The sequence below is a fragment of the Rhizobacter sp. P5_A1 genome (assembly GCF_056400745.1).
This window is the reverse complement of the sequence record NZ_JBFUKR010000004.1, coordinates 193,490-206,547: the sequence shown is the minus strand read 5'-3', so window position 1 is coordinate 206,547 and position 13,058 is coordinate 193,490. Positions and strand designations below refer to the sequence as shown.

At 68.7% G+C, this 13,058-nt stretch carries 10 protein-coding genes; 5 read left to right on the top strand and 5 right to left on the bottom strand.

The features are described from left to right. Positions 1–2 precede the first annotated feature (2 nt). The gene (locus AC1DTW_RS06095; protein ID WP_477980134.1) at positions 3–935 is read left to right on the top strand and encodes an AraC family transcriptional regulator; all 933 of its coding nucleotides are present in this window, start codon (positions 3–5) and stop codon (positions 933–935) included. Positions 936–1,007: 72 nt separating this feature from the next. Here AC1DTW_RS06095 and AC1DTW_RS06090 read toward each other — a convergent pair whose 3' ends face one another. After that, positions 1,008–1,598, bottom strand: coding sequence for a CAP domain-containing protein (locus AC1DTW_RS06090; RefSeq protein WP_477980133.1), 591 nt, complete (start codon positions 1,596–1,598; stop codon positions 1,008–1,010). A gap of 171 nt (positions 1,599–1,769) precedes the next feature. On the opposite strand from AC1DTW_RS06090, the gene AC1DTW_RS06085 reads away from it, so the two are divergent. Then, positions 1,770–2,624: an MHFG family PEP-CTERM protein gene (locus AC1DTW_RS06085; RefSeq protein WP_477980132.1), complete on the top strand. Its 855-nt coding sequence runs from the start codon at positions 1,770–1,772 to the stop codon at positions 2,622–2,624. Here the strand turns inward: AC1DTW_RS06085 and AC1DTW_RS06080 are convergent. The 4 genes from AC1DTW_RS06080 to AC1DTW_RS06065 all read right to left on the bottom strand — a co-directional run bounded on the left by AC1DTW_RS06080 (position 2,603) and on the right by AC1DTW_RS06065 (position 9,844). Continuing rightward, positions 2,603–3,559 (bottom strand): response regulator, encoded by a 957-nt coding sequence (locus AC1DTW_RS06080; protein WP_477980131.1) that lies wholly within the window; start codon positions 3,557–3,559, stop codon positions 2,603–2,605. The two genes, AC1DTW_RS06085 and AC1DTW_RS06080, sit on opposite strands and share 22 nt — an antisense overlap. A gap of 88 nt (positions 3,560–3,647) precedes the next feature. Then, positions 3,648–6,185 (bottom strand): hybrid sensor histidine kinase/response regulator, encoded by a 2,538-nt coding sequence (locus AC1DTW_RS06075; RefSeq protein ID WP_477980130.1) that lies wholly within the window; start codon positions 6,183–6,185, stop codon positions 3,648–3,650. 81 nt (positions 6,186–6,266) lie between these two features. Beyond that, entirely contained in the window at positions 6,267–7,883 is a 1,617-nt protein-coding gene (locus tag AC1DTW_RS06070) for a GGDEF domain-containing protein (protein ID WP_477980129.1), read from the bottom strand. 68 nt (positions 7,884–7,951) lie between these two features. Next, complete coding sequence (locus tag AC1DTW_RS06065) at positions 7,952–9,844, bottom strand: TOL_0244 family TonB-dependent receptor (protein WP_477980128.1); 1,893 nt, start codon at positions 9,842–9,844, stop codon at positions 7,952–7,954. A gap of 217 nt (positions 9,845–10,061) precedes the next feature. Here AC1DTW_RS06065 and AC1DTW_RS06060 point away from each other — a divergent pair, with 217 nt between their 5' ends. From AC1DTW_RS06060 to AC1DTW_RS06050, 3 genes are all read left to right on the top strand, one after another. Continuing rightward, positions 10,062–10,976 (top strand): patatin-like phospholipase family protein, encoded by a 915-nt coding sequence (locus AC1DTW_RS06060; protein ID WP_477980127.1) that lies wholly within the window; start codon positions 10,062–10,064, stop codon positions 10,974–10,976. Positions 10,977–11,064: 88 nt separating this feature from the next. Beyond that, a complete protein-coding gene (locus tag AC1DTW_RS06055) occupies positions 11,065–12,333 on the top strand; it encodes a glycerophosphodiester phosphodiesterase family protein (protein ID WP_477980126.1) in 1,269 nt (422 codons plus the stop codon). 159 nt (positions 12,334–12,492) lie between these two features. Further along, a complete protein-coding gene (locus AC1DTW_RS06050) occupies positions 12,493–13,047 on the top strand; it encodes a glycine zipper 2TM domain-containing protein (RefSeq protein ID WP_477980125.1) in 555 nt (184 codons plus the stop codon). Positions 13,048–13,058 lie beyond the last annotated feature (11 nt).

Sequence of the window (13,058 nt, the reverse complement as noted above, 5' to 3'; positions counted from 1 at the left end):
CCATGTCAGCCCGCGAAGTCAAGCTGCCGCGCCAGCGTCTGCCCGATCTGGAGCGCGACTTCACCCGCTCGCCGGCGTTGGGTTTCGAGCCGCCGGAAACCGGCACCGTGCGCTGTCTTGCGCACGGCTTCCCGACGCCTCTGGCGCGCTGGCATGTGCACGACGACTACGAGCTGCACCTGATCACCGCGACTTCCGGCAAGACCTTCGTCGGCGACTGGATCGGGCCGTTTCAGCCGGGTCACCTGGTGTTGGTCGGCCCGCGACTTCCGCACAACTGGGTGTCGTTCGATGTGCCGGACGGAGGTGTCGCCGAACGCGACCTCGTGATCCATTTCCGGCACGAGCCTCTCGTGCAAGCGGCGCAGCATCTGCCCGAGCTGGCCGAGCTGCTGCCGCTGCTCGATCGCGCGCGTCATGGGATCGAGTTCTTCGAATTCTCCGAGCGTGCGCTGGCCCACTGGCTTGCGATCAAGCGCGGCAGGGGCGTCGAGCGCTTCGCGGCGTTCTGCGCCTTTCTCGGCGAGCTGGCGCGTTGCACCGACTACCGGTTGCTGTCCAGCGTCCAGATGCGCGGCGAGACCGACGACACCGACAGTGACCAGCTCGACATGCTGGTCAACCGCATCATGCGCGACTACGCGCAGCCGCTGTCCGCCGCGGAACTCGGCGCCGAGCTGGGCATGACCGAGAGCCGCTTCTCACGCTTCTTCCGGCGCGCCACCGGCAATACCTTCCCCGACTTCGTCAACCGCATCCGCGTCAACCGTGCCGGCCAGCTGCTGATGGAGTCCGATCGCCTGGTCTCCCACATCTGCTACGACGTCGGATTCAACAACGTGGCCAACTTCAACCGGCGCTTTCTGGAGGTCAAGGGCGTGACGCCGAGCGAGTTCCGGCGGCAGGCTCACCATCGCTTCGGTGGGGTACGGTGAGGCAAGACTCACCGACCACCGGCATGCTGAGGTCGGCGATGGAAGCAGCGCTGCCGAGACCGGTGCGCCCGGCTAGCGCCGTCGCTGCGAGCCGAGGATGAGCGTCCAGTAGCGGCCCTCGGCGACGCTGTCGGCGCCGCGCGCACCTGCGGCGTCGACGCAGGCCAGCCCGAGCTCGCGGACCTTGGCGTTCATCAGGTTGTCGCAGTGCGACTCGCTGTGCAGCCAGGCGTCGATGACCGCGTCGAGCGACGGGTAGCCAACCGCGACGTTCTCCGCCGCGGCGCTGAAGCGATAGCCCGTCTGCGCCAGCCGCTCGGGCAGCGCGCGGTCATGGCTGTCGCGGTGGCTCATGTGATCGAGCTGCGCCATGTCGTGTGACTGCGCCGCGGCCGCGGCGGCCAGACGCTCGTTCCATTGCAGCGGTTCGGCGCGCGTTGGCGCACCCGCGCGCTGGCATGCCACGCCCCGCAGCCTGGCCTCGTTGAGCCGGTGCAGAACCTCCTCGGCGGTCGGCGCCGCGCCGCAGCGTGCCGCGTCCGCGGACTGCGTGTCCGCAGCAGCCGCCAACGCCGCGAGCTGCAGGGCACCGAACAGGCAAGCCATCCGAGCGCCGCGGCGCGCGCGCGCGCGGATCGTGATGGTCGGGAGAAGGGTGTCCACATCCTCCCATCGGCCGGAGCGGCGGCTTCTGAAATGCGACCGCCGCGTCGAGTGCGTACAAATTCACGGATGCGTGATTTGCGCAACAGACCTCCCCGCACCGGCGGGATGGCGGCGCGAGGCCGTACAGTTAACAGTTGGACACATATGAATCACGCCCGTTTCACACTCGTGCAAGTCGTTCGCCTGAGTCTGTCGGTCTGCATGGCATGTGTGCTGACCGGCCCGGTCGTCGCGAAGCCAGCGCAGCGAGCGGTGGAGCCGACCGTGCTGGTCGAGGCATGCAGCTGGGATCGCCCTGGGCACAACCCGTTCATGGGCGACGTCGTGGCCGCGGTCGATCGCTACCGCGACATCCCGGATGACGTGCGCGCGCGCCTTCAGGCGCGCATGGCGAAGCGCGAGTACGACGACATCGTCAGCATCGGACGCGACAGCATCGCCGGTCGCGCCGAATACGGCAGCACGATCAGGGACATGCATTTCGGCACGAACAGCGTGTGTCGCAGCGTGACCCGCACCGGATGGAGCCCACGCATGCAGGAGCGCGGGCTGGTCTATTGCGAAGGCCGGCACTGCATCCTGGTGCCGACCGTCTGCCGCAATGTCAGCCGCATCTCGCGCGCCGCGGCCAGCCCGGCGCACGCCGAGGCGGCCGAAGAAATCGACGATCCGACCGTGCCGCCCGGCGCGGTGCCGGCGGGTCCGCTGGCCGATGCGGCGCCCGGGCCGTTGACGTTCGACGCCGCGCCCAGCTTCGTGCAGCCGCAGGGCTTCGGTGGTGCGCCGCCTGCGCCGCCTGCGCCGATCGGCGAGCCCGGCAACGGCCTCGCCGGGCTGCACGGACAGGCGCCGCCGGACGAGCCCGGTTCGCTGCGGCCGCCGGACCTCGGCTCGACGCCAGCCCCGCCGGTGCTGGCTGCGGTGCCCGAGCCGCAGACCTGGGCGCTGATGGCGGGCGGGCTGCTGGCGATGGCGCTCGCGCGGCGCCGCCGCCGGGCGCCTCAGGGCATCGCGCGCCCGTAGAGCACCTTGCGCACCTTGCCGAGCAGGATGTGCTTGTCGAATGGCTTGACGACGAAGTCGGTCGCGCCCGCTTTCAGGCTGTCGACCACGATGGCCTTGCCGCCGACGCCGGTGATCATGATCACCGGGATCGCGGCGAATTGAGCCGCTGACTTGAGCAGGCGCGTCGCCTCGACGCCGTCGACATCGGGCAAGCTCACGTCCATCAGGATCAGATCGGGCCGGCGCTTGTGCAGTCCGGCGATGGCCTCGGTCGCCGAGGTGACGAAGGCCAGCTCGGCCTCGGCCGGGGCGAGAAGCTGGCCCAGCACCTTGTGCTGGAAGCGGTCATCGTCGACCACCAGCACCAGCGGTCGCCACCGATTCGCGAGCACACGCAGCGCCCGCATCGCATCGAGCAACGGTGCGAGCTCGCCTTCCACCGCCCCGTTGCCGTTCGGCTTGGCGACGTGCTCCTCCAGCAACGGCTCGAGCGCGGCGAGGCGTCGCGCCTGGGCCGCGAATTCGCCGGCGCCGGGGGCGCCGTCGCGCTCATCCATCGCCTGGCGCAGCGCGCGCCGAACCGCCATGCGCAACGGCCGCATTTCGTCGCTGCGCGGCCAGAACAGCACGAAGTCGTCGAAGTGGCCCTTCTTGCACAGCTCGTAGGCTTCGCGCAGGTCGTCCTGGCTGCACAGCAGCAGCACGCGGTGGGGCAGGGCCTGGACCATCGGACCCGGCTGGCGCAGGGTCTGGAACCAGCGCTGGGCCTTCTCGAGCGTGTTGAACGCGAGCACGAGGACCGCCGGCTTCACCAGCGTCAGATCCTGCACGCAACGCTTCGGGTCGGCGGACACATGCACCCTGGCGAACTCGTCGCTCAATGCGCGCGAAATCCTTTCCGCGTCAACAGCGCGGTCCGTGGCGATCAGGATCGGCGGGTTGTCGTCGGTCACGTCTCGAGCGCCTTGCGTGGATTCGGTAGGCTGGCTCGGTCATGCATCGTGCGGGTCATTCTCCCGACGCCGACGCGCAGAGTCGTGATCAGGGTTTTTTCAATCGGGCCTCGATATCGGCCTCGACCGCCGCGAGTGCTTCGTCGAATCGGATCAGGCCCGGCGCGGACGCGGCGACGGCGTGCGCATCGTCGAGCGCTTCCAGGCTCGCGCACACATCGCCCAGCGCGAGCGCCCCGACCGAGCGCGACGACGACTTGAGCCGATGCGCGATCGCCATCAAGCCCTTCCGATCGCCGTCCGCGGCAGCCGCCCGCAACGCGGCGGCCTCCTCGCGCGCGCAAGCTCGATAGTCGGTCAGGAAGTCGCGCGTCAGGCCGGGGTCGTCGCCGACCAGGGCCTGCAGCACGCCGAGGTCCAGTGCGCACGGTCCCGGCGCGGCGGCGGGAAGGCAGCGATCGAGTGTGTCCCTGAGCTCGGCCAAGGCCGCCGGCTTGGTCAGGTAGGCATCCATCCCCGCCGCGAGCACGTTGGCCGCTTCGCCGGCCAGCGCGTTGGCGGTCAGCGCGACGATGGGCGTGCGGCGCTGGCCGGCGTCTTGCTCGGCGCGTCGGATCGCCGCGCTCAGCGCGTAGCCGTCCATCTTGGGCATGTGCAGGTCGGTGAGCACCAGGGCAAAGCGTCCGTCGCGCCACAGGCGCAGGGCCTGTTCGCCGTCGCCGGCGACTTCGGCGTCGTGGCCGAGCAGCTGGAGCTGGCGCAGGATCACCTTCTGGCTGATGCGGTCGTCTTCGGCGACCAGGATCCTGCGATGGCGGTCGCCGCCGTGCGCCGCACCCGTCGCGCGCGAGTCGGCCCGGCGTGACACGGGTTCGACCGGGCGCTCGAACGGCAGTCGTCCCGCCGCCTGCGCGACCGCCTGCAGCAGCGCGGCGCGTCGAAGCGGCACGCAGTCCAGCGCGAGCGTGCCATCGGCGTCGACGCGCGCGCTGCGGCGCCGGCCGCGCGTGAGCAGCAAGCGGCGCACATGGGATGCAGCGGGCTGCGGCGCGGCCGGATCGCCGGACGCCACGCAACCGGCGTCTTCGATCACCACGGGTGTCGCCATCCGCTCGGCGACGCGCATCGCGCTGCGCGCATCGGGCGCACGCTGCACGCGTGCACCGGCGTGCTCGAGATAGGTGCACAGATCGGCGGCGTCGAGCTCCGGGCCGGCGACGACGATGCAGTCCACGCCGTGCAGCGGGGCGAGCATGCCGCCCGGCGTGTTCTCGGCGGCTTCGAACGGCAGGCTGACGCTGAACCGCGAACCGGCCCCGAGCGTGCTGCTTGCCTCGATCGTGCCGCCCATCAGTTCGACGATGCGCTTGCAGATCGCGAGGCCGAGGCCGGTGCCGCCGAAGCGCCGCTGCGTCGATTGCTCGGCCTGCGTGAACGGCGCGAACAGGTTGGCCAGCGTCTCGGGGGCCATGCCGATCCCGTTGTCCGTCACGCGCAGCGTCAGCCGCAGCGGCGCATCCGGTGCGAGCTCGACGCGCACCGCGACGCGACCGCGCCGTTGCGGATCGTCGGCGGAGAACTTGATCGCGTTGCCGACGAGGTTGTTGAGGACCTGGCGCAGGCGTGTCGGGTCCGACCACACCCGCTCGGGGGCCTGCGGCGCGACGAACACGCCGATGTCGACGCCATGGCCCGCGGCCATCGGCCCGAGCGCCTCGCACACGCCTTCGACGATCTCGACGACGTTGACCGGCACGCGCTCGAGTTCCATGCGGCCGGCCTCGATCTTCGAGAAGTCGAGGATGTCGTCGATGATGCCGAGCAGTGCCGCCGCCGATTCGCGCATGGTGTGCACCGCATCCGCCTTGCCTTCGGCGCTGTCGTCGTGCGCGAGAACTTCGATCATGCCGACCACGCCGTTCATCGGCGTGCGGATCTCATGGCTCATCGTCGCGAGGAAGGCCGACTTGGCGCGGTTCGCGTCCTCGGCCGCCTCCTTGGCCCGGTGCAGCAAGGCATTGGCCGCATCCGCCTCGAGGCCGCGGCGAATGGCCTGGGCCGTCGTCTCGCGGAACTCGCGCGCATAGCGCGACATCGTCAGCGCGAACACCAGCATCAGCGCCGCCAGCGGTATCGAGTGCGGCGCGGCGACGAGCAGCGTGGCCAGCGCGAGCGATCCGATCTGCGGCACCGACAGCCACTCGAACGATCGGCCCGCCAGCGACAGGAACTGTGCGCTCATCGCCACCGAACCGCACAGCATCACCATGTAGGCGGTGGCCATCGCGCCGTCGAGATGTCGGTAGATGCCGAGCGACGCGACGGACCACATCAGACCGCCGAACGCGGCGCCACATTCGACGGCGCGCTTGTGCCGGTCGAACCCGGCTTCGTCGATCGGCGCGGCGTGTGCCAGACGGCGCGTCATCGCGATGCGAAAGCCCGAGACGCCCAGTCCGAGCGCCACGACCGCCAGCGCCGCGAACGGGCGGCCGATCTGCTGGCCCAGCACGGCGATGAATCCGGCCGCGATCAGCAACGCCGGCACGCTGCGCGCGGAGTTGCGCATCGACAGGCGCAACAGTTCGCGACGGACCTCGGATTCGGTGCTCGGCGGGAGGGACATCGCGGTTCGAACAGGGGGATGGCGGCCCCTGCCATATCGGCGTCCGCGAGCGAACCTTGAACCTCGACCCGTACCCCGCGATCAGCTGGCGGTGGCGCCGATCGCCTGATCGCGGCCGGCATGCTTGGCTGCGTAGAGGCAGCGGTCGGCGGCCCGCAGCAACGCGCCCGCGTCGACCGGCGGCCGCCCGCAGGCCACGCCGATGCTCACGGTGACCGGCATGCTCCCGACGATGTCCGCGAACGAGGTTTCGCGAAGACGCTCGCGCAGCTGGTTGCTGCGCTCGAGTCCATCCTCGATCGAGAGCCCGGTCCAGGCGAGAAGGAACTCCTCTCCGCCCAACCGGGCCACGAACGTCGAGGCGGCCCCGCGTGCCGACGCATCGAAGAAGTCTTGCAGGAACGTGCCGAAACGCTGCAGCACGAGATCACCGGCGTCGTGCGAGTGGGTGTCGTTGACGCGCTTGAAGTGGTCGAGGTCGGCAATGGCCACGCACAGCTCGCGGCTGCGCAGTGCCGCGGCGTCGGAGCCCTGATCTTCGGCATGTTCGGCCAACCAGCGCTCTGCGTGCCGACGGTTCGGCAAGCCCGTCAGCGGGTCGGTCAGCGCCAGCCGCTCGAAATGCCGCGCCCGCCTGCGCTCCTCCCCGAACGCCATGGCGGCACTGGACTCGGCCACGGCGCGATCGCCTTCGATCGAGCGGGAGCGCTCGTAGGCCGCGGCGTATCGAACCATGTGGCCATACGCTTCTTCCCAGCGTTGCAGTGCCGCGAGCACGCGTGCTCGCGCGTGCAGCTCGCGGGTGCTGGTCCATGACGAGGTCGCGCCGCGCGCCGTGCGCCGGGGATGTTCGAGCATCGCCATCGCGCCCGACGGATCGCCCCGCGCCAGCAACACCTCGGCAAAGCTGAGCCATGGATCGCCGTTGACGTCGCAGCAGCCCAGTTGTTCTTCCAGCCGCAGCGACTCCTTCATGGCGTGCTCGGCGGCGGCCAATTCGGAGGCGGCCAGGTGGGCGCGGCCAACCGATTCCCAGCTCAGCGCCGACGCCGCTTCAGGATGCCGGCGCATGACGGCCTCGGCGGCGTCGGCGTAGTGGGTGGCGTAGACGAGTTCGCCGCATTCGGCCGCCACTTCCGCAAAATTCGCGGCGGTCGTGGCCTCGAGGATCGGGCCGCAAGCGGCACGCACCGCGGCCATCGCATGGTCCACGAGTGCGTACTCGGCGCGGTCGCGACTCACCGAAAACAGGGCCGCGACCATCAACGCTTCGGCATGCCACGCCGGCGACTGGGTCAGCTCGTCGGGAGAGATCGACGCCTGCGCCCACCGGATGGCCTCCACCCGATGCCCCAGGCGATCGCAGGAGGACGCCAGGTACATCGCGGCGCGGCGGGCAAGCATCGGCCATGGCGCTGCGGCGGCCTGCAGAGCCAACTGCTCTGCCTTGGCGTCTGCGGGTTCCCCGAGGCGGCTGCGCACATCGCTGGCCAGCAGGTGGGCCCGGATGCGCTGCGGCGTCAGCCCCAGTTCATCGGCACGCGCCGCGATGCCACGGCACGCCTCCGCGATACCGATCAACGATCGGTAGACGCCTGCCTCGAGCACGGACAGTTGCCCATCCAATGCGGGTCCGTCCTCGCCGGGCTGCGGGTCGGTAACACATGCCATGTCGAACCACCAGGTTGCGCGGTTCATTCTGACCCGTTGTACGGGTCGCGCCGTTGGTGCTTTGCCCGATGCGAAGGCGCCTCGCCGACTTCCGCTCAAAAGCGAACCAGCAACTCGGCGAAGACGCCACGCGAGAAGGCCGTGCGGGTCGCCGCGGCGGTGAACTCGCCGTGCGGCGGGCCGAGCAGGTTCTGCCCGGTGATGGAGAGCTCGACATCGGGCCGTGCCCGCCAGCCCCAGCGCATGTCCATCGCCAGGTAGCTGGGCACGTTCGGCAGCGGCAACTCGGAAACGTAGCGTGCGGTGACGTCGAATTCCATCTGCAGTGGCAGATCGAACGACGAGCGCAGCATCCACTGGCGCGACGGATTGGCGCCCTCGACGCCCGCGACGGCGACCGCGTCGTTGCTGCCGGGCTTGAGCTCCAGCTTCTGCAACAGGCGCGTGAACCCGGCGCGCAGGCGCCAGCTCGGCAGGGCCTGGTAGCTGCCCCACATCTCGAGGCCCCGCATCCTGCCTTGCATGCCGTTGCCGAAGAACACGAATGTGCGGCTCGCCGAGATCTCCTGTGTGTGCAGGCGGTCATAGTCGGCATGGAACGCGGTGACCGAGATCGACGCGTCAGGCGTCGGCTGTCCGCGATAGCCCAGCTCGTAGACCTTCGCGACTTCGGATTGGAAGTCCGGGCCGCCCACCAGCAGGAACGGCGCTCGTGCGGGAACAAAGACGTCGCGGTCGTAGCGCGCCGGTGCACGCACCGTGCGCGACGCGGCAGCCCACAGCAGATGATTCGTCGCCGGCTTCCAGGCCAGGCGCGCGCTGGGCAGGAATTCGGTGCCCGTATAGCCGTTGCGCTCGGCGCGTGCCCCGAGGGTCAGCCACCAGTCGGGAGCCAGCGTGATCTCGTCCTGCGCGAACAGGCTCGCCCAGGCCTGGTTGACCCGGGCCGGCAGGAGCGCGAGGTACGGGCTCGTGCTCACCGCGTGGTCGAGCGCGTAGCGGTACTGCGCGCCCCAGACCAGCGCGTGGGCGGGTCTCGGTCGCCAGGCATGCTGCAGCTGCACGTCGACGATGTCGACCTTGTCGGCGAAGGTCGGCGGAACGGTGCGTTCGACCCGGTCGTAGCTGACCTGCCCGCTGAGGCTCGCGTTGTCGGCGAGGCGACGCTCCCAGCGCGCGACCAGATTGGCGCCCGACACCGAGATCGTTCCGGGCGTGAGGTCGATCCGGTTGATGGTGATCACGCCCGGCAAAGGCTGCTCGCGCTTGCCGGTGTAGGCGTCGCCTTGAACGGTGATCCTGTCGGCCGCCTGGCCCCAGTCGGCGCGAAACCCCAGCTGCGTCGTGCGGGACGCATCGTCCACCGCGACGCCGTCGGCGGTTTCGGTACGCGAGCGATGAGTCTGCTTGGCGTAGACACGGTACGAGCCGTCGGCTCCCAGGGAGCCACCATGACGCGCGGCCAACTGTGCTTCCTGGGTGCCGGCGCCGGCCGACAGCACGCTGCCTTGCGTCTGATTTGAAGATCGCGTGATCACGTTGACGACGCCGTTGACGGCATTCACGCCCCACAGCGTGCCGCCCGGTCCGCTGATGACCTCGATGCGTTCGACGTCTTCGAGCATCAGGTCCTGCACATCCCAGAACACGCCGGAGTACAGCGGGCTGTAGACCGAGCGGCCGTCGACCAGTACGAGCAGCTTGGTGGCCGAGGCGCCGTTGAAGCCGCGCGCGCTGATCGCCCAACCATTGGCACTGGCGCGGGCCACCTGCAGATTGGGCGCGAGGCGCAGCGCCTCCGGCAGGCTGGTCGCACCCGAACGGCGGATCTCGTCGCCGGTGATCACGAAGACCGACGCAGGTGCGTCAGACAAGCGCTCGGCGCGTTTCGACGCCGAGGTGATCAGGATGTTGCTGAGTTCTTCGAGACTCAGGTCGGTCAGCCTGTTGGCGGATGACTCGGCCGCGGCGGCCGCCGTCGTCAGCAACGCGAGGGTTGCGGCTGCACTGGAGAATCGCCCTCGGTATGCCGAACCCATCGACCCTCCAATCAGAGCTCTCGCGTTGGAACGCCTGATCGCGAACGTCCCACCGCGACGCACTGTACGAGATTCGGTGCGAACGCGAACCTGTAAGCCTTGACAGGCTCCACCCAGATGCGGGGGCTGGGTTCGAGAGCGGTTCGATCGGTTCGATCGAGTTAAAGTGCGCGGCTACAGCGCTTGGCTTCCTGGCTTCCTGGCATTGGCACACTCAACGACCGTTTCGCTCGTTCTCGGCAGCGGCGGTGCTCGCGGCCTGGCGCACATTGGCGTGATCCAGTGGCTGACCGAAAACGGCTACGACATTCGCTCGATTGCCGGCTCGTCGATGGGGGCGCTCGTCGGCGGGATCTACGCCACCAGCAAGCTCGAGATCTATGCCGAGTGGGTGTTGGCGCTCGAGCGCATTCAGGTGCTGCGGCTGCTCGATCCGACCTTCGGCCGCGACGGGCTCTTCAAGGGCGAGCGCATCATGGGCGTGCTGCGCGAACTGATCGGGGATTGCGCGATCGAGGAGCTGCCGATTTCCTTCACTGCCGTGGCAACCGATCTCGAGTCCGGTGAAGAAGTCTGGCTGCGCGAAGGAAGGTTGTTCGACGCGATCCGCGCCTCGATCGCCACACCGCTGGTTTTCACGCCCTTCAAGCACGGCGCCCGGACGCTGCTCGACGGTGCGTTGGTGAATCCGCTGCCGATCGCGCCCACGCTCAATGACGACACCGATCTCACGATCGCTGTCAACCTCAGTGGCGCCGCCGAGTCGTTGCCTGTGCCTGCCGAGACCGCTCCGATCGCGAACAGCAACATGTACCGGCGACGCATCCGCGCCTTCATCGAGAGCCTGCACCTCGCGCGCTCGTCCGGTGCGCCGGCGCGCGGCCTTTTCGATGTCGCATTCGTCTCCATGCAAACGATGCAGGACACGATCGCGCGCCTCAAGCTCGCCACGTACTCTCCGGGCGTCACGGTGGAGATTCCGCGCAACGCATGCGGCTTCTACGAGTTCTGGCGCGCGGAGGAGCTGATCGCACTCGGACGCGAGCGCGCCGCTCAGGCGTTTGCGAAGACCGGGCGCTAAAGGAGAAGCCGGTTCGTGTCACGCGCCTGCCATGCTGGCGGCGAAGAATGAGACCACCCCAAGCCCACAACATGAGAAGGAGATCGGCATGAGAACTTTCCTGAGGCTACTCACCGCGATGCTGGCCTTGTCGACCGCGGCCACGCTGGCCAGCGCCGGTGGCCGCGATGATGACCGCGACGGCGACCGCCGCGGCCGCGCCGAACGCCTCGACGTGCAGGTCGGGGTGCGCCCGTTCTACCTCGTCGAGGGCATGGACGACAGTGCGCTGAAGGACCGTCTGAAGCAATGCGAGGCGGGCCCGTTCTACACGTCGCGCTTCTCGATCAGCCACCGCGGCGCGCCGCTCGAATTCCCCGAGCATTCGCACGAGAGCTATGAGGCCGCGCACCGCATGGGCGCCGGCATCATCGAATGCGACGTCACGTTCACGCGCGATGGCGAGCTCGTGTGCCGCCACTCCGAATGCGACCTGCACACGACGACCAACATCGTCGCGACGCCGCTGAACAACGCCTGTTCGGTGCCGTGGACGAAGGGCGGCCCGGCGCCGAAGTGCTGCACCAGCGACATCACGCTGTCCGAGTTCAAGAGCCTGAAGGCGAAGATGGACGCCAGCAATCCGGCGGCGACCACGCCGACGGGCTACCTGAGCGGCACGCCGGCGTGGCGCACCGACCTGTACACGGGCCGACCCGCCGGCAACGTGGTGACGCTGAAGGAGCACATCGAGCTGATCAGGCAATGGGGCGTCGGCCAGACCCCCGAGCTGAAGAGCGGCGACCCGGCGCGCATCCAGGCCATCTTCGGCGGCCAGGCGCAGTACGCGCAGAAGATGATCGACACCTACAAGGCGGCCGGCGTCGACCCGAAGAAGGTGTGGGCGCAATCGTTCGATCTGAACGACATCCTGTACTGGATCCACAACGAGCCGTCGTTCGGCCGCCAGGCGGTGTATCTGGATTCGGTCGATCCCACGACGAACCCGCCGATCCCGCGCCAGACGAATGCGCAGCTGGCCGCGTTGAAGGCCGCCGGCGTGCAGATCATCGCGCCGCCGATTCAGGCGCTGCTGGCCGTGGACGCGGCCGGGCAGGTGGTGCCCTCGCAGTACGCGTTGGACATCAATGCCGCGGGTCTGAAGATCATCAGCTGGTCGTTCGAACGCGTGGACCTGACCAAGGGGGCCGCCGGCAAGGGCAGCTACTACGGGTTCGATCCCACCGGGGCCGCCATCCGCCGCGACAGTGACATGTACAAGGCGCTGGACGCGCTGGCCAAGCAGGTGAAAGTGATTGGACTCTTCTCGGACTGGCCGGGCACGGTGACGTACTACGCGAACTGCATGGGGCTGTGAGGGCAGTCAAACGGCATCAGGTCGTGGTTTCCAAGCGATCGACAGGCCAACGCGCGCGGCCGCCTCTTACGATTGATCACAAGCTCTTGTGAACCAGACCGGCAGCGCCAGCGTTGAAGTGCCCAGACACATCACGCGCAAAGGCCGAGGAAGATTCGCATGGACAAATCAATGATCAAGGGAATGGCAGTCGGCGGCATCGCCATGGTGGTGCTCGGCTCCGGCGCCGTCACGGGCTACCAGGCGATGACGAAGCCGACGTTTGCCGACGTCGTCGCGGTGAAGGAGGTCACCGAGACGGTGGTGACTCCGCAGGAGAGATGCGAAGACGTCAAGGTGCAGCATCAGGCGCCTGTGAAGGACGAGCATCGCATTGCCGGCACCGTGGTTGGCGGGCTGGCGGGCGGCCTGTTGGGCAGTGCCGTCGGTGGCGGCAAGGGCAAGACGATCGCCACCGTCGCCGGCGCCGCCGCCGGGGGCTATGCCGGCAACCGGGTCCAGAAGAACCTGCAAGAGAAGGATGTCGCCACGACGACCGAGCACCGCTGCAAGACCGTGAACGAAAAATCGCAGAAGGTGGTCGGGTACAACGTCAGCTATCGCCTCGATGGCAAGGATGGCGTGGTGCGGACGTCCTTCAAGCCGGGCCCGAAGCTGCCGGTGAAGGACGGGCAGGTGGTGGCGACCCCGCCACCTTCCGACAACAAGTCGTAGTCGCGCAGTAG